This window comes from Alistipes sp. UBA1686, from assembly GCF_002320215.1.
Taxonomy (GTDB): Bacteria; Bacteroidota; Bacteroidia; order Bacteroidales; family Rikenellaceae; genus Alistipes; species Alistipes onderdonkii.
In genome coordinates, this window is sequence record NZ_DCKA01000018.1 from 79776 (window position 1) to 102751 (window position 22976).

Sequence of the window (22976 nt, forward strand, 5' to 3'; positions counted from 1 at the left end):
AAACCGGGAAAATCCCGGCACCTGCCGATTTCGCTCCCGCACGCCCGGGCGGCACGGTGCGGCCGCCCATCCGCTCCGCGACGTCCCGCGCACAACACCGATCCCGGACAAGCCGCTCCCGCATAAGGCCGGACAGTCCGGATCCATAAAAACAAAACCGGGCCGCACGACATCGTACGGCCCGGTCATTCCACGTTTCGCGGTGCGGACTAATACTTATACCGCATCCACTTGTAAAGTTCCTTGAACGTCGGCTTTTTACCGTACATGAAGATACCCACACGGTAGATCTTCGCCGCAAACCACACCATCGCCGTGAACGAGGCGTAGAGGATCACCAGCGAGAGTATTATCTCCCACAGGGGAATGCCGTAAGGGATACGCGCCATCATCACCACGGGCGACGTGAAGGGGATCATCGAGAACCAGAAGGCCATCTGCGAGTTGGGATCGTTCACGACCGATATCATCACCAGCAGGGCGAGGATGATCGGGATCGTGATCGGTGTCTGCAACTGCTGCGCGTCCTGGATGCTGTCCACGGCCGATCCCACCGCGGCGAACATCGCCGAGTAGAACAGGTAACCGCCGAAGACGAACAGCAGCAGGTAGGCGAAGATGCGGAGGATAAAGCCGAAGTCCGTAATGGCCGCTATCACCTGCAACATCTCCGGGTTCACGTCGATCGCAGCCGCTGCGCCGGGAACCCCCTGTTGCATGGCCTGCACGCCCTCCATCATTTCGGGGGGCATCATCTGCGCCACCGCAAGCGCCCCTACGACGCACAGCGCGCCCCAGATCAGCACCTGCACGACGGCAACCGACGCCACGCCGAGTATCTTGCCCAGCATCAGGTCGAAGGGCCTCACCGACGAAACCATCACCTCCAGCACGCGGCTGTTCTTCTCCTCGATCACAGACTGCATGACCATCGAACCGTAGATCAGCAGGAACATGTAGAGGATCATGCCCAGCACGAAGCCCGTCCCCGTGGCTACCACCGACGATTTGGCGTGCGCCTCCTCTTCCTGCGACTCGTCGTTGCGGAAAGTCTGCATACCGACGCGGGTCTTCACCTCCTGAAGTATCTGCGACAGGTTTTCGATGTTATACGATTTGAGTTTCTCGGCCTCTATGATATCCTCGATCTGCCCCGTGATGTTGCTTTCGACCGACAGCGACGACGACGAATTGGCATACAGTTTCACGTTGTTGGGGTTGGTGAGGATGTCCGAACCGATGTAGAGCACGCCGAACTTGTCGGTCAATTCCTTACGCGCGGCCTCGGTCGAAAGGTCGGTGGGCTCGAATATCAGCTCCTTGCCGCTTTGCAGCCTGGGGGCTATCAGCCCGCTCTCGTCGATCACGGCGATATGTTTCTCGTCGCCGCCCGAATACTTCATGATGAGCATCGGGGCGAACATCAGGCCGACCATCAGCAGCGGCATCAGCAGCGTGGTGATGATGAAGGATTTTTTACGGACGCGCTCGTTGAATTCGCGTCCTATGATGATACCTACTTGTGACATGGTTTTACTTGTTTTTATGAGTTTTGTTCCCGAAGAGATTGATTAGCTGCGCCGCGACGAGCAGCCCCACGCAGATGTAGGCCCGCGGCGCAACCCGCTCCCCGGCACAGACGTCGTAAAAGAGGATGCCCAGTGCCGCGACGACGAAGACGGAGCTGACGATCTTGCTGTTCATGGCCGGCTAAAGGTTCCCGCTGACGGCGCGGATGAATATGTCGTTCATCGACGGGATGATCTCCTGGAACGAGCGCAGCTCGACGGCGTCGTTCACGGCGGCGATCACTGCGCGCACCTCCTCGTCGCGCCCGACATGGAGTTTGAGCGTAGCGTATACCGACTTGTCCTGCGAACCTTCGAGTATCTCGCAGCGGCCTTCGACGGCACGGCGCAGCGCCGCCTCATCGCCCCGGTAGGCCACTTCGAAGATGTTTGCCCCGTGCCTGCGGCGTATGTCGTCGACACACCCCGAGAGGATGTTGCGCGACTTGTTGATCAGCGTGATGTGGTCGCAGATCTCCTCCACGGACGACATGTTGTGCGTCGAGAAGATGATCGTGGAGCCCTTGTCGCGCAGGGCGAGGATCTCCTCCTTCAGGAGGTTGGCATTGATCGGGTCGAAGCCCGAGAAAGGCTCGTCGAAGATCAGCAGTTCGGGTTCGTGCAGCACCGTGACGATAAACTGCACCTTCTGGGCCATGCCCTTCGAGAGCTCCTCGATCTTCTTGTCCCACCAGTCCTGGATACCGAACTTCACGAACCACTGCTTGAGCCGCACGACGGCTTCGCGGCGCGAAAGCCCTTTCAGGCGTGCGAAGAAAACGGCCTGTTCGCCGACCTTCATCTTCTTGTAAAGGCCACGTTCCTCGGGCAGGTAACCGATACGGTAAACATCCGCAGGCGTGATCTCGCGGTCACCGAACAACACGCGGCCGCTGTCGGGCGCCGTGATGCGGTTGATGATGCGGATCAGCGTCGTCTTGCCGGCCCCGTTGGGGCCAAGCAACCCGTAGACCGAACCTCGGGGGATTGCGAGCGATACGTCGTCGAGGGCCTTGTGCCCGGCGTATTGCTTGGTGACATGTTCTACTGTGAGTAAATCCATGGTCGCTGAGAGTTATTTTTAGGGTTTGTTCGGCGACAAATATAACAACAATTTTTGAATATCAAAAAATATTTATCGTTTTTCGATATAATCAACATAGCAACCCGCCCGGCAGGGAAACAAAAAGGCGGCAGGGATTACCCTGCCGCCGGCATATCGATCGGGGCGGCACCCGCCTACCAGATAACCACGCGCTCCTCCTCGGGCATGAACATCTCCCCGTCGGTCATACTGAACGCATCGTAGAAATCCTGCAGATTACGCAGCGTGGCGTTCACACGCCATTTGCCCAGCGAGTGTACGTCGAGCTTCGTAAGACGTGCGATCTCCTCGTCGCGGATATTCTGCGCCCACAGCGTAGCGTAAGCCAGGTAGAACCGCTGGTCGGCGGTGAATCCGTCGATCGGCGCGGGCTCGGTGCCGTTCAGCGAGTTACGGAACGCCGTATGGGAAACGCGCAGGCCGCCCTGGTCGGCGATGTTCTCGCCCAGGCTGAGGGAGCCGTTGGCCATAATCGCAGGCTGGCCGTCCTTGGCGGGCAGCACCTCGATCGCGTCGAACTGCTTTACGAGGATGTCGGTCTTGGCCTTGAACGCAGCAGCGTCCTCCTCCGTCCACCAGTTGTTCATGTTGCCGTCCTTGTCGAAGTTGCGGCCCTGGTCGTCGAACCCGTGGGTCATCTCGTGGCCGATCACCACGCCGATGGCACCGTAGTTCACGGCGTCGTCAGCCTCGGGGTTGTAGAACGGCGGCTGGAGGATGGCTGCCGGGAAGCAGATCTCGTTGGTCGTCGGGTTGTAGTAGGCGTTCACCGTCTGGGGCGACATGTGCCACTCGTCCTTATCGACAGGCTTGCCGAGCTTCGAAATATTGTCGGCCGTATACCAGAGGCTGGCATTCACGATGTTCTCGAAATAGCTCTTCGAGGGGTCGATCGCCAGCGTCGAATAGTCCTTCCACTTGTCCGGGTAACCGATCTTCACCGTGAAGGCCGCCAGTTTTTCCTGAGCCTTGGCCTTCGTGGCGTCCGACATCCAGTCCAGCGCCGCGATATGCTGCCCGAGCGCCGTCTGCAGGTTCTTCACCAGCCCGAGCATACGCTCCTTGTCCTTTGCGGGGAAATATTTGGCGACATACATCTCGCCCACAGCCTCGGAAAGGATGCCGTTGGGCACCGACATGGCTCGCTTCCAGCGTGGTTTCATCTCCTGCTGGCCGGCCATCGCCTTGCCGTAGAAATCGAACGATGCCTGCTGGAAATCGTCGCTCAGGTACGACGCGGCATCGTCCAGGTACTGCGCCGCGAGGTAGTAACGGATATCCTCCAGCGGAGCGTTCTTCATCAGGTCGTTGGCGTTGGCGATCGACGATTTCGTCGTCACGATGATCGTGTCGAAGTCGCCGATGCCCATGGCTTTATAGTAAGCGGGCCAGTCTATGGCATCGTAGGTCTTCTCGAACTCGGCCTTCGCCGTGGGGTTGTACTGTGCCGGTATGTCGCGCAGCTCGGTGTTCGACCACGACTTCTCGGCCAGTTTCGTCTCGATGTTCATCACACCGGCCACGGCTTTCTCGATGTCGGCCTCAGGAATGCCTGCAAGACGGAAAAGCTTGCCCAGATACTCCTTGTAGGCCGTCCGGATATTCTCGTTCTCGGGGTCGAGGTAGTAATCGCGGTCGCCCATCGTGAGGCCCGACTGCGAGATATAAAGGGCATTGATATCGCTGTTCATCAAGTCAGCCTGCACACCCACGGAAAAGAAGGGGTTGGCGATCGCCGTGTGGAGTCCGGCAATGGCACCGGTCAGCTGTGCACGGTCGCCGATAGCGAGGATCTCCCCGACGGCGTCCTTCACCGGAGCTGCGCCCTCGGCGTTCAGGCGTACCGAATCGAGCCCCATCTTATAGAGGTCGGAGATCTTCTGCTCGATGCTGCCGGGCTCGGCCTTCATCTTGGTCATCTCCGAGAAAAGCTCGTTGATACGCTTCTCGTTGTTGTCACGCAGGATATCGAACGAACCGTAGCGCGAATATTCCGGTTTGAGGGGGTTGTTTTTCTACCAGCCGCCCGTGGCGTACTCGTAGAAGTCGGCGTTCGGGGCTACCGAAAGGTCGAAGTTGGCCAGGTCGATGGCCGGGGTTTTGGATGTATTCTGACAACTTGCCATACAAGCTATTGTTGCAGCGAAAAGAATGATTTTTTTCATTGTGTTCGGGTTTTTTAGTGACGACAGGGGTGTCCGACCATGCCGGAACACCCCTTGTCTTTATTTCGGATCTGGATCGGAATGTCGGCTTATTTGCGGATCGCCGCCACACCCGGAAGCACCTTGCCTTCCATGTATTCGAGCAGGGCGCCGCCGCCGGTCGAAACATACGAAACCTTGTCCGCCAGGCCGAACTTGTTGATGCACGCCACCGAATCGCCGCCGCCGATGAGCGAGTAGGCACCCTTCGAGGTAGCCTCGGCGATAGCCTCGGCCACGGCGCGCGAACCGGTTGCGAACTTGTCAATCTCGAACACGCCCACGGGGCCGTTCCAGAGGATCGTCTTGCACTTGAGGATCTCCTCGCGGAACACCTTCTTGCCTTCCTCGGCGATGTCGACGCCTTCCCAGCCGTCGGGAATATTGTTGGCGGGAGCCACATCGGTGTTGGCATCGGCCGAGAATGCGTCGGCGATCAGCGCGTCGGGCGACATCACGACCTTCACACCCTTCTGCTTGGCTTTGGCCAGGATATCGAGTGCCGTCTGGAACTGGTCGGGCTCACAAATCGAATTGCCGACCTTACCGCCCTCCGCAGCCGCGAAGGTATAGGTCATACCGCCGCCCAGGATGAGGACGTCCACCTTCTCCAGGAGATTCTCGATGACGGTGATCTTGGTCGAGACCTTCGAACCGCCCAGGATGGCGCAGAACGGGCGCTGCGGGTTGAGCATGATGCCGTCGATGGCCTTCAGCTCGTTCTCCATCACATAGCCGAACATCTTGTCGTTGGGGAAATAATCGGCGATCAGCGCCGTCGAAGCGTGTGCGCGGTGCGCCGTACCGAACGCATCGTTGATGTAGCAATCGGCATACGAAGCGAGCCGCTTGACGAACTCTTTCTGCGGGCCCTCTTTCAATGCCTTCTTGGCAGCCTTCTTCTCCTCGTCGGTAGCGTCTTCGGCCAGGCCGCGGGGCTTGCCCTCCTCCTCGGCATAGAAACGCAGGTTTTCGAGCAGCATCACCTCGCCGGGCTTGAGGTTTGCAGCCATCTCGGCGGCCTTCTCGCCCATGCAGTCGCCGGCAAACATCACCTTCACGCCCAGGCGTTTCTCGATGGCGGGGACGATCTGCTCCAGCGAGAACTTGGGATCGGGATTCTTCTTGGGACGCCCCAGGTGCGACATCAGGATGACCGAGCCGCCCTTTTCGAGCACCTTCTTGATGGTGGGGATCGCCGCACGGATGCGGGTATCGTCCGTTACCTCGCCCTTCTCGTTGAGGGGCACGTTGAAATCCACGCGGATGATCGCGCGCTTGCCTTTGAAATCGTAATTGTCGATTGCGAACATAGCTCTTTGATTTTGAATTATTTTGTTGAATTGATCTTTCAAATACGCATTACCGGGGCAAATTTATGAAAATAATTTAAAAAAGTGTTATTCCGATAACAGAAAAAATAATGCGCCCGGCGCCACGGCACGCTAATAGAACGTCCCCTTGGGCGCGAAGATCGCGTACCCGAAATTGAACGTCAGGTACATGTTCTTCCAGTTGCGCAGGTCGTATTTGGTCAGGGCCAGGCTGACCGGGCCGATCGGCGTATGGTAGACCAGCGACGCCTCGGCGATATAGTGCCAGCGCTTATCTTCCACCGGGCCCGACACCCCGGGTACGAAACTGCGTTTCTCGCGGAACATGGCGTAGAAACCCGTGCGCAGGAAGAAGTTGGGCATCAGGTCGAAAGTCGGCATCACGCCGCCCGCCGCGAACCGCTTGCCCCGGAAGTCGGGCATGTAAATCATCTGCGCGTGAGGCACCGGCTCGTAAGCCGGCATCGACATCACCGTGGCCCCCTCGGTCGTGAACTCGGGATGGTTCGTGATCACGCCGTCGACGTTCAGCCCCAGCGAAAACCAGCTGCAGCCCGGCATGTCGAAATACTTGTCCCACGTAAGCCGCGCCCCGACCCACTGGCGGGACGTCCGCGACAGGAACTTTTCGGCATCGAACGGCTCGTATTTATCGCGCCCCGTGACGAAGATGCCCGACAGTTTCAGGTCGGAACCCCGGCGGGGATAGAGGAACTTGTCGAGCGTATTACGCGCCAGCTCGGCCTTGATCCCGAAGAACGAATAGCGCGAATGGTCGGTATCGTCGGCGAAAAGCTCGTCGGAATCGTACCGGTAATTGACATGCCCGCCGTTGGCGCGGATCAGGAAGACGCCGCGGTGGGCGAGGGGCATTCCGGCGGCCACCGAGAAGAAACTTTCGCTGTTCTTGACCTGCCGCGTGTTGTCGATTTTGGTGATGTTGCCGAATGAACCGTGGCGGAAATTCCGCACGGCGAAATTGTAGGAGTAATCCAGGAACACGGGTTTCCACATGTAGAAATCCGTGCGCCCTCCGATCGTACCCCACGTATAGATCGGCCCGAGGTAGAGGTCGGCGCCCAACTGCTGCCCCACACGGCCGATCGTCTGGTAATTGACGCCGATGTAGGCCTGGTTGAAAGCCGTCGAGGAGACGTTGCCGCCGATCGTGATCTTGAAGTTGGGTTTGGTATGGAACTTTGCCCGGAACGAATAGCGCTCCGTCACGGTGTCGTATGCCACGTGCGGGAAATCCATCGTGAAATCGCCGTCCGCAAGCACCGCGTAGAGGTTGTCGCGCAATTCGGAAAAACCCATCGGGCGCTGGCGCCCGGGGGTTCGGCGGTCTACCTTCACGAAGTCGCGGATATAGGCCTCGGGCGCCGAGGAGAGCCCTTCGAGCTTATAGTCGTTGAAGACCAGCGGCGGGCATTTGGCGCGGAACTCCTCGCGCCGCTCGGCATAGCGCCGGGGTGACCAGCGTTCGGAAACCCGCTCCAGGATCTGCGGCATGACGGCCATCGCATCTTCATAACCGGCATCCATCACGGCCACGGCGCTGTCGAAATCGAGCATGTTGACATCCACGGCACGGCGAACCGTGACGCTGCGCCCTTTGGGCAGGTCGTAATCCGTATCGTGCATCGCCAGCATGAAAGCCTGGTCGAGGATGTTGATGTCCTCGCCCGGCGGGGTATTGCCCGCCGTGCAGATACTGCCCACGATCAGGTCGGGACGGAACCCCACGTCGAGCGGACGCCACGGGAAGTTGTCGTAAATACCGCCGTCGTAGAGCAGCATCGAATCGACTTTCATCGGTTTGAACACCAGCGGGATGGACATCGACGAGCGCACGGCTTCGCACAGGTCGCCGTTGCGCATCACCACCGGCTCGCGGGCGTTCATATCGCTCGACACGCAGAGGAAAGGCACCATCAGACGGTCGAAGTCGCCGCCGGCAGCCGCCGAGGCCGGCGCGAACAGCTCCGTAAGCGCCATCTCGATCGGCGTCGAAGAAATCAGGTTCGTCACACGGAAACGCTTGCCCGAATTACCCAGGTTCAGGCGCACGCTGATAAACGACGGGTTGTGGCCGATCTGCCGGTAGTAGGGGGTATAGCGGGGGTCGATACGCCCCGACACCCACTCCTTGACCACGCCCGAAGCGACAATCTCCCGCATCTGGGCAGGGGAGTAGCCCGCGGCATACATGGCCGCGATGATCGAGCCCATCGAGGTGCCCGCCACGTAATCGATCGGCACGCCGTTCTCCTCGAGGGCTTCGAGCACGCCTATATGGTAGAGTCCCTTTGCGCCGCCGCCGCTCATCACGACGCCCACCGAGCGGGGACGTGCAGTCCCGTCGTCGGGGTTCTGCGCCCCGGCGACCGTCGCAGCGAGCAACAGCACCGAGATAAATGAGAGGGTTTTACGCAACATATCTCAATTTTTTTATAACTTTGCACGTTATACTTAACGTAATAAGACGGGTAAAAATACGGAAAAAGCGTAAACAATCAAAATATGACCGACAAAATCAATGAACTTCTCCGACGTGTCGAAGAGTTCAAACCGAAGGCAGCGGCCGAGATCGAGGAGTTCCGCATCAAAGTCCTCGGCAAGAAGGGCGAACTGAACGCCCTGATGGAAGAGTTCAAGACGGTGGCCCCGGAGCTCAAGCGCGAAATGGGGCAGCAGCTCAACAAACTCAAGGTCACGGCCCTCGACCGCATAAACGCCCTGCGCGAGCAACTTCAGGACGCAATCGCCGACGACGGCGCTGCGACCGAAGACATGACCCGTCCCGGTTCGGCCGAACAGTTGGGGTCGCGCCACCCGATCTCGATCGTCAAGAACCAGATCGTCGAGGTCTTCTCGCGGCTGGGCTACACCGTCGCCGACGGGCCCGAGATCGAGGATGACTGGCACGTCTTCTCGGCGCTCAACTTCCCGCCCGAACATCCGGCGCGCGACATGCAGGACACGTTCTTCATCGAAAAGGATCCCGACATCCTGCTGCGCACGCATACCTCGTCGATCCAGGTACGCACCATGGAGCGCCAGAAACCGCCCATCCGCGTCATCTGCCCCGGCCGCGTGTTCCGCAACGAAGCCATTTCGTACCGCGCACACTGCATCTTCCACCAGATCGAGGGCCTCTACATCGACGAAGGGGTGTCGTTCGCCGACATGAAACAGTCGCTGCTCTACTTCGCCAAGGAGGTCTTCGGCGAGCAGGCCGTCATCCGCATGCGCCCGTCGTACTTCCCCTTCACCGAACCTTCGGCCGAGGTCGACGTATCGTGCAACCTCTGCGGGGGCAAGGGATGCCCGGTGTGCAAGGGCACCGGCTGGCTCGAAATCATGGGCTGCGGCATGGTAGACCCCAACGTACTCCAGGCAAACGGCATAGACCCCGAAAAATACTCGGGCTTCGCCTTCGGCATGGGTATTGAACGCATCGCAATGCTCAAATACGGCGTGAAAGACCTGCGCCTCTATTTCGAGAACGACGTGCGTTTCCTCCACCAGTTCGACACGGCACTCTAAAACACCGGGCCCATGAAACGTTTGACAGCGATCACGGTACTCTGCGTGCTCTTCCTTTCGGCCTTCGCCGCCGGGAAAGGCCCCGCCGGCGTGCCCGGCTATCCCGATTCGCTGCGCAGCGTGTGGCTCTATACCGAAGGCATCAAACAGAATGCCATTGCCCGAGACACCGTCCGGGCGCGGGAATTTTTCGCCGAGGCCATCCGCAACGACTCGACCTTCGCACCGGCCTATTACGAAATGGCCGCCAACGGCATGTATTCCACGCCCGACGAGGCGGTGGATCTGGCACGCACGGCCTTCCGGCTCGACACCGCCAACAAGTGGTACCACCAGTTCCTCGGGCAGGCACTCATCTACGCCCGCCGTTACGACGAGGCGCTGGCCGTCTACCGCCGCCTGCGCAGCGACGAGCCGCAGAACCCCGACAACTACCGGATCCTGGCCGCCCTCTACGAGCAGGCGCAGCAGCCCTTCTCGGCCATCGCCACGCTCGACTCGGCCGAAGTGCGCTTCGGCCGCATCCCGGTGCTGAGCACCATGAAACGGCAGCTGCTGGTCGCTACGCGCCAGATGGACAAGGCCGTCGAAGAGGCCGAGGCCATGATCGAAGCGGTGCCTTACGAGGCCGAACACCACGTCGTGCTGGCCGACCTCTACGGCATTCTGGGCAAGGATTCGCTGGCCAAGGCCGAATACGACCGGGCATTGCAGATCGACTCGACCGACGTGGGGACGCTCATGTCGCTGGCCGATTTCTACAACGGCCGACACGATTACCGGGCGGTGCTGGACGTTACGCAGCGGCTTTTCGAGTCGGACAAGATGCCGCTCGACACGAAGATCAAGCGTTTCGGGATCTTCACCTCCGACATGCGTTTCTACCGCGAATATTACCCCCAGCTCAATACGCTGGCCTCGACGCTTGCCGTCCGCTACCCGCAGGACAGGCGCGTCGTGGAACTTTATGCCAAACACCTGATCGCCTCGGGCGAGCTGGAACAGGCGCTGGCGCTCTACAAGCTCCACCTCGACGACCAGCCGCCCGTCGAGGAGTATTTCCGTTCGGTGATCGACATCGAGAGCTATCTTCAGCATCCCGATTCGGTGAACCGCTATATCGGGCGCGCCCTGGAGCTCTTTCCCGGGCAGGTCGATTTCCACCTCTCGAAAGGGCATACGCTGAATTATTCCAAACAATACCCCCAGGCGATCAAAGCCTACAAACAATCGCTGGGCTATGCCCGGACAGATTCGCTGCGCAGCGTGATCTGGGGATTTATCGGCGACACCTGGCACCAGAAAGCCACCGCCGGCGAACAGGACATCGACGACGATTTCGCCCGGGCTGTCCGAAAAGGTTCGTTCCGGGCGGATATGAAGCAGTGCTACAAAGCCTACGACCACAGCCTGCGCTACGATCCGGATAACGCCATGGTACTCAACAACTACGCCTATTTCCTCTCGCTCGAAGGGCGTGAACTCGAAAAGGCGCTCACGATGTCGAGCCGCGCCATCGCCCTCACGGACAACAACCCCACATACCTGGACACCCATGCCTGGGTGCTCTTCAAGCTGGGACGCACGGCCGAGGCCAAGAAGGTGATGCAGCAGGCCATCGCCCTCGACGGGCAGGAGAGTGCGGCGCTGCTGGTTCATTACGGGGATATCCTGCATGCCATGGGCGAACAGTTCATGGCCGAAATATACTGGCGCAAGGGACTCGAAAAGGGCTACGACGCCGACCAGATCACCCGCCGCATGGAACAGGGCAAAGCCGAAAAAGAGTGACCGTGATGAAGCCCGCCCGCATACTGACCCTCCTTTTCCTGTTCGCCGCCTTTACCGCTGCGGCGCAGGGGGGCCGCGATGCCATCGAAGAGCAGAAACGGGTCATCGCCGCCCTGGAAAAGAGGATTGCCGACGAGGAACGCGCGATCTCGAAGATACAGGAAGGCCGCGCCGCCACCGAGGAACGGGTTCGCCGCCTGGCGCGCCAGCTCGACTCCCGCAACCAACTGCTCGAAGAGACCGAGAAGCAGGCGCGCCTGCTTCGCAAGGAGATATCCCGTACGGACAGCGTCGCCGGCGATCTCAGCTCGGCCCTGGAGCGCAACCGCACGCAGTATGCCGAGATGGTACGCGAGGCCTACCGCAACTATAAGCACAACAACTACCTGACCTACATTTTTTCGTCGCGCGACTTCACCGACGTCGCGAAAAAGATCACCAACCTGCGTGAAGTGGCTTCGATGCGCGAACGCAAACTGCACGACATCGCCGCACTTTCGGAACAGGTCGCCCACGAGAAGGCGCAGCTCGACCGCCGCAAACGCTCGTTGGACTCGGTGACGCAGAACCTCACCGCCCAGAAACAGAAGCTCCAGCGCGATTCGCGCAACGCCCGGGCCAATATTCGCCAGATGTCGCAAAAGGAGAAACAGGCCCTGCAACGCAAACTGTCGCAGGAACAGCAGCTCGACGTGGCCATCAGCGAGCTGCGCAAACTCACCAAAGGCAATACCGAGGGTGCGTCGTTCTCGACCAAGACCACGGGGCTGAGGCTTCCCGTCACGGCCGGTTCCGTAAAACGCTACAAGGAAAACATGGCCGAGATCTCCGGCCCCAAGGGTGCGCACGTCATTTCGATCTACGACGGAAAGGTCGTCGAAATCAAGCGCAACCGCATCACGAACAAATACGACGTTTTCGTGGCTCACGGCGAATATATAACCTCCTATGCCAACATGGGGTCGATATGCGTTGAAAAGGGCCAGAAAGTGGCAAGAAACGAACAGTTGGGCACCATCGGCTCGTCGGTCAACATCATGACGATGGAAACCGAGTACAAACTGGTATTCGGCATCTACCCGCCGAACCCCGGCGAGAAGCTCCGCGCCGAAAACTGTTTCAAACGGTAAACCCCGGCGATAAACACCGAACCGGGAACCCTTCCGAACGATAAACACCGACAATAAATACCGGATCGGGAATCCTTCCGAACGGTAACCCCGGACACGCCACGCCGAAAAACCGTTTCGGGCGAAGGATAAATCCCATCAAATATTTTTGGCAACGGCGGGCAGAAATCCCGCTCTAAACCTGGCCAGCTCTCCCGTCGACCTTTTCCGGATCAAAAAAACCTTTTCCGCAGCCCTGTATCTGGCCAGAACGGAATACAACAGCGGGATCCCGCAAAAACAGGATCCCGCTTACCAATTATTCCGGAAAGTCGTCAGACCTCCGGCGAATCGAGGATAATCACCGGGTCGCCTATGTTGGCGGGGATTTCGACCCAAAACCAGTTCAGGTCGCCCGGTTTATCGGCCGCATCCACGCCCACGACATAGTAGAAGAGCTTGTCCCCGGCCTTGAACCCGGCGCCGTTGTTATTGAACTTGTGCCCGGCCGTGTCCATATAAACGCCCGGCACACCGTCCTCGTAATTCATCAGGATATAACCGATCAGCGTCTTTTCGTCATCATACCCGTCGCCGATGACATTCACCGTCTCGGTACTCGAATAAAAATGCGCACACTTGACATTGGCTTTGTTGGCGACACGCAACGTCCCCTTTCCGCCGACCGTCTCGTAAGAAAACTCGACATCGACCCACGGCGACGTCACGACGACCGGTTCGTCGGCTGTCGTCGTCGAAGCCTTTGCCGGATCCGAATCGGTATATCCGGGGGCGTCTCCGGCCAGCGCAACGACTTCGAGCGTATATTCCGTAGCGGGTTTTAGCCCCGAAAAAGAGACTTCCACGGCATCATACGAAGCGATCTCAGCCACGACGACCTCCTGTCCTCCTTCAGTCGTCAGCAGTTTATAACCGAAAGCCGCAGCATGCTCCACGGCCGTCCACGAGGCCGCGAACGACGTGGGTTTGACGTCCTTGAAGACAATCCCGGGCGAAGCGAGTTTCACAGGCTGCGGATCGGGTTCGGATCCTTTGTCGTCATCACATCCCGAAAACAACGCCACGGCAAAAAAAGCCGCAAGCGCGGTAAGCATTTTGAAGATTTTCATTTTGAGAGATTTTTGGGTTAATACTTCGTGACGAGGCAAATATAACGGTTTTTCCGTATCGTTATTCGCCCCGATATATCAATAAGAAATTGTATATCAGAACAATATGAAACAAAAAACCAGGACATGGCGGCAATGTATCCCCGGGTCGGAAATAAAAGTTACGATCCGTAACTAAAACCGCTCCCTTTCTGAAAAAATATTTTTTTTAATTTTCCGGAATTTCCCTGCGGGGAAGGCAGATGCAGCTTCGGAATGCCACCCGGACACGGACAACGAGAAAAAGCCCGCCGGGACGTTTTCATCTGTATTATTTTTGTACTTTTGCAAAGATTTACAGACTGATTACGGCCTCGGGCCGTCCTTCAAACATGGCAATACGATACTATAACGACGATTGTACCTTCCGGCTGCCGCAGAAACGCCTGACGGCGGCATGGCTGCGCGAAGTGGCCGAAGCGGAAGGGTATACGCTGGGCGATGTGAGCTACATTTTTTGCTCGGCGCAACGGCTCCTGGAGATGAACCGCCAGTGGCTCGGGCACGACTATTTCACCGACGTCATTACGTTCGATTACAGCGACCGCAAAGGCGAACGCATCGTTTCGGGCGACATTTTCATCGACGTCGAGACCGTAGCCGACAATGCCCGGCAATACGGCTGCACGACGCTCCAGGAAATGCGCAGGGTCGTCGTACACGGCGTGCTGCACCTCTGCGGCCAGGGCGACAAGACGCCCCGCACCAACGCGCAGATGCATCGCAAGGAGGATAAATACCTTAAATTCTGGGAGAACCCGGAGAATAATACCTGAATCCATGAAAACACGACTGTTGATTCTTCTTATCGGATTACTGTCCGCCGGCTGCCTGGGACGCAGGACAGCGAATGACAACACGGATAACAACGTTACGGCAGCCTTGCCTGCCGCCGATTCCGCCGTCGCCGAAACGGCCGTCGCCCCTGTGTGCGATTCCATCCCCGAAGCAAACCCGGAAGCCCGGAATTTCGAACGGCACGGGCCTTTCGTGGAGAACGACACGACGTTCCTTTACCAATCATCGGTTTACGATCCCGAACACGACCGCACCTCGCATTGCAGGGCATATATCGAAATGAACCGGGAATCGGAGTCCTACCGCCTGCTCGCCTCGTGCACGACACCCGGTTACAACGATTGGAACAGGGATAGTTTCGCGCAATACCTTGAATTACTCAAGGAGCAGCATCCCGAACCGCTCCCGGTCTATTCGCTGCAGGAGTGTCCCCGGGCATGGATTCCGATATGTTCCTACCGGGGCAAGTATTACGTGGACATGCTCTACTGGTATCCGATATGGATCACCGAATCGCTGTTCGTCCGGCAAATGATGGACGGCCCTTTTCCTTCGATCATCGACGCTTTCGAGCGCATCGACCCCACGCACTACTGCTTCCGGACAACGGCGGGTTATCTGGATATACAGCAGGTAGACGTCTACATCGTGGATCCCGTGCGCAAAATCGCCGTTTTCGCGTTCAGCGGAGAGGAGCCGGAAAATCCCCGGTACCTCGGTCTTTATGCCCCGCCTGAAACAGTCCGCGAAATGGATCTTATCGAATGGGATTTCACGGAGTCGCCCGACGGAGACGAAATCGATTGGGACGAGCCTGATTACAAGGCCCTGATCGCCGGGAGGAACAGCGGCAGCGTCGATCTGCAGACAGAAAACAAACCAGAAGAATGACACTCGACTACGATATAATCGTCATCGGAGGCGGACATGCCGGCTGTGAAGCGGCCTCGGCTGCCGCACGCCTGGGGTCGCGCACGCTGCTGCTCACGATGGACATGTCCAAAATGGCCTCCATGTCGTGCAACCCGGCTGTCGGTGGAGTAGCCAAGGGACAGATAGTCAGAGAGATAGATGCTTTGGGAGGACAGATGGGACGCATTACCGACCTCACCGCTATCCAATTTCGGATGCTCAACCGTTCGAAGGGTGCGGCCATGTGGAGTCCCCGTGCACAATGCGACAAAACCCGTTTCTCGGAGGAGTGGCGCCATACGCTCGAAAACACGCTGAACCTTTACATCTGGCAGGACGCCGCCACCGAACTGCTGTTCGATACCTCTGCACCTAAACCACGCGTGACGGGCGTACGGACACGCATGGGCATCGAATTCGCTTGTAAAGCCGTCATACTTACCGCCGGCACGTTCCTCGACGGGCTGATGCACTGCGGCACATCGCACGCCGAGGGCGGCAGGGCAGGGGACGCCGCTTCGCACGGGATCACGGAATCCCTGCGCGCAATCGGATTCGAAACCGGGCGTATGAAAACCGGGACACCCGCACGCCTCGATGCCCGCACGATCGACTTCGAAATACTCGAACCGCAATACGGAGACGAAAACCCGGCCAAATTCTCCTTTTCACCTGACACACAACCGGTTAAAAACCAACTCCCTTGTTTTTTGGTCTACACGTCGGCCGAGGTGCACGACATCCTGCGCACAGGGTTCGACCGCTCGCCGCTGTTCAACGGGACGATAACGGGAATCGGGCCGCGCTACTGCCCGAGCATCGAAGACAAACTGCGTACATTCGCCGACAAAGACCAGCACCAGCTCTTCCTCGAACCCGAAGGACGCAGCACCAACGAATACTACCTCAACGGCTTTTCTTCGTCGCTGCCCTGGGAAATACAGTTGGAAGCACTGCATAAAATCCGGGGATTCGAAGACCTGCACATCTATCGCCCGGGCTATGCCATCGAATACGACTATTTCCCACCCACGCAACTGCACCATTCGCTCGAAACAAAACTCGTTTCCGCCCTTTATTTCGCCGGGCAGGTCAACGGGACGACCGGATACGAAGAGGCCGCAGCCCAGGGGTTGATGGCAGGGATCAATGCACACCGGATGCTGAAAGGGGAGGAGGCCGTCGTATTGCAGCGCGACGAAGCCTATATCGGAGTGTTGATAGACGACCTTGTGACCAAAGGGGTGGACGAGCCCTACCGCATGTTCACCTCGCGTGCAGAATACCGCATCCTGCTCCGGCAGGACAATGCGGACATCCGGCTTACTCCTATCGGATATAAAATCGGGCTTATTACCCAAAAAAAATATGACTATTTCGTCAAAAAAAATACGCTCGTAGAATCGCTTATTTCTTTCACTCGCCAACAGAGCATCAAAGCAGCCGAAATTAACGACTATTTAAAAGCAATAAATTCCGAACCTTTATCACAGGGAAGGAAGCTTTACGACATACTAATGCGGAATAATGTTTCGTTCGATTCGCTGCAAGCCGTCCTGCCGAAGCTCCGAAAATTCATCGAAACGAACCGGATGGAGGAAGAGGTGATCGAAGAGGCAGAAATCCAAATCAAATATAAAGGGTATATTGAGCGCGAAAAATTCATTGCAGAAAAGCTACATCGGCTCGAAAACATACGAATTCCCGCGGATTTCGACTTTCACTCGATGAATTCCCTGACTATCGAGGCCCGGCAAAAACTATCCCGAATTCGGCCTGAAAACATCGGGCAAGCCTCTCGCATACCCGGAGTTTCTCCCGCAGACGTAAATGTTCTTTTAGTAAAATTCGGAAGATAGGGTAGTGTTCCACGTGGAACATATATACAAAACCCTTAACACAAAAAAAACAAAAGAGGCCGCTATAAAGCGGCCTCTTAACAATATGTTCGTATTCTACAAGACAATCGTACACCAATTGTATTTATCCTCAGCCCGTCCGTACTGAATATCCTGCAATCGGGTGTATAATTCCATAGAAACTTTACCAACCTTATCACCATATGAGTAGGTTTTTTCCGTCTGCATGTCATAGATAGTGCCGATAGGGGAGATCACGGCAGCCGTTCCGCAGCCTCCGCACTCCTCGAAAGAAGCAAGTTCTTCGACCGGGATTTTTCGGTCTTCGACCTCAAGCCCCATATCGCGGGCCAACTGGCGGAGACTCATATTGGTAATCGACGGAAGCACCGAAGGGGATTTCGGAGTGATGTATTTGCCATCCTTGATGCCGAAGAAATTGCATGCTCCGCACTCTTCGATGTATTTATGCTCCGCCGCATCGAGGTACATGATATTCGAATAACCCATTTTATGACCCTTTTCACCCGACAAAAGGCTGGCCGCATAATTTCCGCCGACCTTCACATCGCCTGTTCCACGTGGAGCAGCACGATCCTGTTCACGGTCGATGGCAACCAGGATCGGCTTGATTCCCTCCTTGAAATAAGCACCCACAGGCGAACAGTAAACAATCAGCAAGGCGTCTTTTGCAGGTTTGACCCCCAGGCCGGCCGTCGTTCCGAACATCACCGGACGCAGATAGAGCGAGGCCCCTGTACCGTAGGGGGGAATATAAGCTTCATTCCGCCGAACGACCTCGACGCAGGCATTGACGACCATTTCGACGGTCGGCAGCGGAAGGCAAAGACGTTCGGCCGAAGACCGGAGGCGGCGGGCATTGTCCTCGACACGGAACAGGCGGACTTTCCCATCGACCCCGCGAAAGGCCTTGAGCCCTTCGAAAAGTTCGATGCCATAATGCAGGCACGAAGCCGACATGTGCATCTTGATGTACTCGTCGCTCGTAACCTCCATATCACTCCATTTACCATCCGTAAAATAATAACGGACGTTGACGTCGGTCTTGTGATAGTCGAAACCCAAGGCACTCCAATCAATATTTTCCATTATAGTAAAATTTAAAGGTTTTTCTAAATTATCCCCATACAGCAAAGGAAAACGGATAAAAGCAAACCGCCAATTGATCCATAGACCGTATTATCCTACGATAGCACCGTTATTCGTATTTCCGTCGGGGCCCAGCAGCAGCAATTTTCCCGAAGCATCTTCGGCCATGAGGATCATGCCCTGCGACAAGATCCCTTTCAGTTCACGGGGAGCAAGGTTCACAAGAACCAGCACCCTGCGCCCTATCAGCTCTTCGGGCGTAAAATATTCCGCAATTCCAGAAACAATCGTCCGCTGGTCGATCCCCGTGTCCACCGTCAATTTCAGCAATTTCTTCGTCTTGGCGACCTTTTCCGCCGCAAGGATCGTAGAAACCCGGATATCCATTTTCTGGAAATCGTCAAACAGTATCGTATCTTTCTGAGGTTCAATATTTTGCGAATTTTCAGCAGCCAGGTTGGCCTCTTTCGTCGCCGCAAGCTTGTCCAACTGGCGCTGGATCACGTCGTCCTCGATCTTCTCGAAGAGCAACGACGCCTCGCCGATCTTATGCCCGGCAGCGATCAGATCCATCGCCCCGAGGCGCTCCCATCCGAATTTCTCCACGGCGAGCATCTTCAGGATCTTCGACGCCGAGAAAGGCATGAAAGGCTCGATGGCAATCGCCGTATTGGCCGTAATCTGCAACGCGATGTTGAGAATCGTTTTCACGCGCCCGGGATCGGTTTTGATGACTTTCCACGGCTCGGTGTCCGCCAGATACTTGTTGCCGATACGCGCAATGTTCATAGCATCCTTCAGGGCTTCGCGGAAACGGTAGTTCTCGATATTGGCCTCGAGCGAACCCTTCACGGCAGTTACCTCCGCAACTGTCTGACGGTCATAATCATTCATCTCTCCGCAGGCAGGAACCTCGCCGCCGTAATATTTCTGCGTAAGCACCAGCGCACGGTTGACGAAATTTCCCAGCACAGCGACCAGCTCATTGTTGTTGCGGGCCTGGAAATCCTTCCATGTAAAGTCGTTATCCTTGGTTTCGGGGGCATTGGCACACAGCACATAGCGCAATACGTCCTCCTTTCCGGGGAACTCCTCCAGGTATTCATGCAGCCACACCGCCCAGTTGCGCGAGGTCGAAATCTTATCGCCCTCAAGGTTCAGGAACTCGTTGGCCGGCACGTTCTCGGGCAGTATATACCCCCCGTGCGCCTTGAGCATCGAGGGGAAGACGATGCAGTGGAACACGATATTATCCTTGCCGATGAAATGCACCATCTTGGTGTCTTCCGACTTCCAGTACCTTTCCCAATCGGGCGTAAGGTCTTTCGTGGCGGATATGTAACCGATCGGAGCGTCGAACCACACATAGAGCACCTTCCCTTCGGCACCCTCCACGGGCACGGGGATGCCCCAGTCGAGGTCACGGCTCACGGCACGGGGCTGCAATCCGCCGTCGAGCCAGCTCTTGCACTGTCCGTAGACATTCGTCTTCCACTCCTTATGCCCATCGAGTATCCACTCGCGGAGGAAACCTTCGTATTGATCCAGCGGGAGATACCAGTGTTTCGTCTCCCTTTTGACCGGAACCGACCCCGACACGGCGCTATGCGGGTCGATCAGCTCGTCGGGCGAGAGGGTAGACCCGCATTTCTCGCACTGGTCGCCGTAGGCACGCTCGTTCCCGCATTTGGGACAAGTACCGACGATATAACGGTCGGCAAGGAACGTCTGCGCCTCCTCGTCGTAATACTGCATGGAGGTCTTCTCGATGAATTTCCCCTCGTCGTAAAGTTTGCGGAAAAATTCCGACGCGGTCGCGGCATGGGTCGCCGACGATGTCCGCGAATAGATATCGAACGACATTCCCAACCCCTCGAACGACTTTTTGATCAGGTTATGGTAACGATCCACGATCTGCTGCGGGGTCACCCCCTCCTTGCGGGCCTTTATGGTGATGGGCACGCCGTGCTCGTCCGATCCGCAGACCGAAATCACGTCGCAGCCCTTCAGCCGCAGGTAACGCGTGTAAATATCCGAAGGTATATAAACTCCCGCCAGATGGCCGATATGCACCGGGCCGTTGGCATAGGGGAGAGCCGATGTAACGAGGTAACGCTTGAACTCTTTTGCCATATTGAGATATACAGTATTACTAATTTCTGTCAAAATTAGTAATTTTTAGGGAAAGAAAAAGCAAAGCCCCATTATTTGTTTACAAACTACAAGGACACCCTGCCGCAAGAAAACAAAACGTAAACCACGGGAGCGAATCGGTCTGCCTCCGGCTACGGGATAAAAAATATGCCCCGGCGTAGTCCGGGGCATATTTCCTAATTATCGGCGGTCGGAATCGTTATTCGAACACCAGCTCGTCGAGCAGCCATCCTGCGCCCGCGTACTTGTCGATGATGAACAGCACGTAGCGGATGTCGACCGATATCGTGCGCTGCAGATCGGGCTCGAAAGCCACATCGCCCGACATGGCTTCCCAGTTGCCGTCGAAAGCCAGCCCGAGCAGTGCACCCCTGGCATTCATCACGGGCGAACCCGAATTGCCGCCCGTAATATCGCAGTCGGCAAGGAACGCCACCGGAAGTTCGCCTTCGGCATTGGCATAACGGCCGAAATCGCGCGCCGCATAAAGTTCCTTGAGTTTTTCGGGCACGGTAAACTCCGTGGGGTTCTGCGGATTTTCCTTCTCCATTACGCCCTTGAGCGCCGTATAGTAGTTGTATTCGATGCCGTCGGCAGGCGAATAGGGCAGCACGCGGCCATAGGTCAGGCGCAGCGTGAAGTTGGCATCCGAAGCCCACGCCTTTTTCGGGTTTTGGAGCATCAGCCCCGCCACGTATTTACGGCTTCCCTCGTAATATTTCTCCACGATCGGCTTGCGTGCCTGAGAAAGCGCATTATACTTCTCCCACACCGATTTCACAAACGGGGCAATGGGGTCGGCGGCATATTTATCGGCAGAAAACGAACCGATCAGCTCATCGACCTTTTCCTGCGATGTAAAGAGCGAATTATCGAAAATATAATCCACATAGGCATCCGTATCGCCGTTGAATTCCTTATCCACGATCTCCGTATAGAACGACGGCAGGTCGGTCATGTGCTCGCGGGCGATCTTCAGCATGCGCTTGGCCACCTTCCGGTCGGTCGGGGCGTTGTAATCCTTATACCAACCGGCCATCGCCTTTCGGGCCTCTTCGGGATCCTTTATCTCCGTCCGCCCGTCGAACATTTTTGCGGGGGTCAGTATTTCGACCGCACGCAGGAAAGCCTCTTCCAGATACTGGCAGTTATCGTCGATGCCGGCCAGCCCCTCGATCGCTTCTCGGATTTTCGGCAGCGCGTCAATATACCCTTCCTCGGGCAGCGTATTCTTCTCGGCCCACGCCTGGAAGGCAGCTTCCTGCTGCTGCTTGCGCTCCTTAACACCCAGTTTGAGGATGCCGCGAGACTTGCCGATCGAATTCTTCCAGTAGTTCGACGACGTGGCGTATTTCGAAGCATACTGGATACGTACCTTGTCGCTGGCAGCCATGTCCTCCTTCAGGATCGTCTGGCGCTCGCCGCGGATAAAGATCCGGTTGGGATTCGAAACGTTCAGCATGTCGTCGATCTCATACGAAGTCATATAACGCTGCGTGGAACCCGGGAACCCCATGATCATGGCGAAATCCCCCTCCTTGTAACCGTCGAGCGAAATCTTGAGGAACTTCTCGGCCTTGTAAGGACGGTTTTTGGGCGAATAATCCGCCGGCCTGTTATCCTGTCCGGCATAGACGCGAAACACCGAGAAATCGCCTGTATGGCGCGGCCACATCCAATTGTCGGTATCTCCGCCGAACTTGCCGATCGACGTAGGGGGCGTTCCCACCAGGCGCACGTCGGTATAGACCTCGATCACAAAGGCAAAATACTGGTTCCCTTCGAAGAAGGGCTTGACCTCGACCACCATGCCGGGGTTGGCCTCCTGCAGCGAAGCGGTCAGGCCGGCGATATTCTCCGAGGTGATCCGTTCGTACTCCTGCTGCCCGGCCGTGGAAGGCACGTTGCCCAGAATATCCGCAGTCACATCGCTGATCGAACGGATGAAACGCACCTTGAGCCCCGGGGCAGGAATCTCCTCCTGCCGCGACATGGCCCAAAAGCCGTTCTTCAGGTAGTCGTGTTCGACCGACGACAGGGATTGTATCGACCCGTAGCCGCAGTGGTGGTTGGTGAACAGCAGGCCGTCGGGCGAAACGATCTCGCCCGTGCAGCCGCCGCCGAAAATGACGATCGCATCCTTGAGCGAAGATTTATTGATGCTGTAAATATCCTCGGCCGAAAGTTTGCATCCGCGCGCCTTCATGTCCCGGATATTCATTTTCTGCAGATAAGGCAGCATCCACATGCCTTCGTCTGCCGCCGCGGTCAGCGACACGCACGCCGCTGCAAGAAGTAAAAACAGTTTCTTCAT

15 protein-coding genes and 1 pseudogene are annotated in these 22976 nt (G+C 57.0%); 6 read left to right on the forward strand and 10 right to left on the reverse strand.

Annotated elements, in window-relative coordinates:
• Nucleotides 1-209: 209 nt before the first annotated feature.
• The 6 genes and pseudogenes from B3C38_RS08380 to B3C38_RS08405 all read right to left on the reverse strand — a co-directional run bounded on the left by B3C38_RS08380 (nt 210) and on the right by B3C38_RS08405 (nt 8650).
• The gene (locus tag B3C38_RS08380; RefSeq protein ID WP_032134602.1) at nt 210-1529 is read right to left on the reverse strand and encodes an ABC transporter permease; all 1320 of its coding nucleotides are present in this window, start codon (nt 1527-1529) and stop codon (nt 210-212) included.
• 4 nt (nt 1530-1533) lie between these two features.
• Nucleotides 1534-1704: a hypothetical protein gene (locus tag B3C38_RS08385; protein WP_022332745.1), complete on the reverse strand. Its 171-nt coding sequence runs from the start codon at nt 1702-1704 to the stop codon at nt 1534-1536.
• 6 nt (nt 1705-1710) lie between these two features.
• Nucleotides 1711-2631 carry an ABC transporter ATP-binding protein gene (locus B3C38_RS08390; protein ID WP_022332744.1) on the reverse strand — a complete coding sequence of 307 codons (921 nt, stop codon included), beginning with the start codon at nt 2629-2631 and terminating at the stop codon, nt 1711-1713.
• Between the two features lie 176 nt (nt 2632-2807).
• A pseudogene (locus tag B3C38_RS08395) lies at nt 2808-4838 on the reverse strand (M13 family metallopeptidase).
• A gap of 89 nt (nt 4839-4927) precedes the next feature.
• Nucleotides 4928-6190, reverse strand: a complete 1263-nt coding sequence (locus tag B3C38_RS08400) for a phosphoglycerate kinase (protein WP_022332742.1) — start codon at nt 6188-6190, stop codon at nt 4928-4930.
• Nucleotides 6191-6322: 132 nt separating this feature from the next.
• Nucleotides 6323-8650 (reverse strand): patatin-like phospholipase family protein, encoded by a 2328-nt coding sequence (locus B3C38_RS08405; RefSeq protein WP_055201691.1) that lies wholly within the window; start codon nt 8648-8650, stop codon nt 6323-6325.
• A gap of 84 nt (nt 8651-8734) precedes the next feature.
• Here B3C38_RS08405 and pheS point away from each other — a divergent pair, with 84 nt between their 5' ends.
• The 3 genes from pheS to B3C38_RS08420 are packed head-to-tail and all read left to right on the forward strand — an operon-like array spanning nt 8735 to nt 12681.
• Nucleotides 8735-9760: a phenylalanine--tRNA ligase subunit alpha gene (pheS, locus tag B3C38_RS08410; RefSeq protein WP_055211974.1), complete on the forward strand. Its 1026-nt coding sequence runs from the start codon at nt 8735-8737 to the stop codon at nt 9758-9760.
• A 12-nt stretch (nt 9761-9772) separates the two neighbouring features.
• A complete protein-coding gene (locus tag B3C38_RS08415) occupies nt 9773-11551 on the forward strand; it encodes a tetratricopeptide repeat protein (protein WP_286726676.1) in 1779 nt (592 codons plus the stop codon).
• A 5-nt stretch (nt 11552-11556) separates the two neighbouring features.
• On the forward strand, nt 11557-12681 hold the full coding sequence (locus B3C38_RS08420) for a murein hydrolase activator EnvC family protein (RefSeq protein ID WP_022332738.1): 1125 nt from the start codon (nt 11557-11559) through the stop codon (nt 12679-12681).
• 314 nt (nt 12682-12995) lie between these two features.
• Here the strand turns inward: B3C38_RS08420 and B3C38_RS08425 are convergent, their stop codons facing one another.
• Nucleotides 12996-13790, reverse strand: coding sequence for a fibronectin type III domain-containing protein (locus B3C38_RS08425; protein ID WP_286726677.1), 795 nt, complete (start codon nt 13788-13790; stop codon nt 12996-12998).
• Nucleotides 13791-14161: 371 nt separating this feature from the next.
• Between B3C38_RS08425 and ybeY the strand changes: the two genes are divergently transcribed.
• From ybeY to mnmG, 3 genes are read left to right on the forward strand one after another with little or no spacing between them, the layout of a single operon-like run.
• Complete coding sequence (ybeY, locus tag B3C38_RS08430) at nt 14162-14605, forward strand: rRNA maturation RNase YbeY (protein WP_117507242.1); 444 nt, start codon at nt 14162-14164, stop codon at nt 14603-14605.
• 4 nt (nt 14606-14609) lie between these two features.
• Entirely contained in the window at nt 14610-15518 is a 909-nt protein-coding gene (locus B3C38_RS08435) for a hypothetical protein (RefSeq protein ID WP_022332735.1), read from the forward strand.
• Nucleotides 15515-17398, forward strand: coding sequence for a tRNA uridine-5-carboxymethylaminomethyl(34) synthesis enzyme MnmG (mnmG, locus tag B3C38_RS08440; protein ID WP_022332734.1), 1884 nt, complete (start codon nt 15515-15517; stop codon nt 17396-17398). The genes B3C38_RS08435 and mnmG overlap by 4 nt, the downstream gene beginning before the upstream one ends.
• 96 nt (nt 17399-17494) lie before the next feature.
• Here the strand turns inward: mnmG and B3C38_RS08445 are convergent, their stop codons facing one another.
• The 3 genes from B3C38_RS08445 to B3C38_RS08455 form a co-directional block, all read right to left on the reverse strand.
• Nucleotides 17495-18508: a branched-chain amino acid aminotransferase gene (locus tag B3C38_RS08445; RefSeq protein WP_022332733.1), complete on the reverse strand. Its 1014-nt coding sequence runs from the start codon at nt 18506-18508 to the stop codon at nt 17495-17497.
• 90 nt (nt 18509-18598) lie between these two features.
• Nucleotides 18599-20641 (reverse strand): methionine--tRNA ligase, encoded by a 2043-nt coding sequence (gene metG, locus B3C38_RS08450; RefSeq protein ID WP_286726679.1) that lies wholly within the window; start codon nt 20639-20641, stop codon nt 18599-18601.
• Between the two features lie 220 nt (nt 20642-20861).
• Entirely contained in the window at nt 20862-22976 is a 2115-nt protein-coding gene (locus B3C38_RS08455; protein WP_286726681.1) for a S46 family peptidase, read from the reverse strand.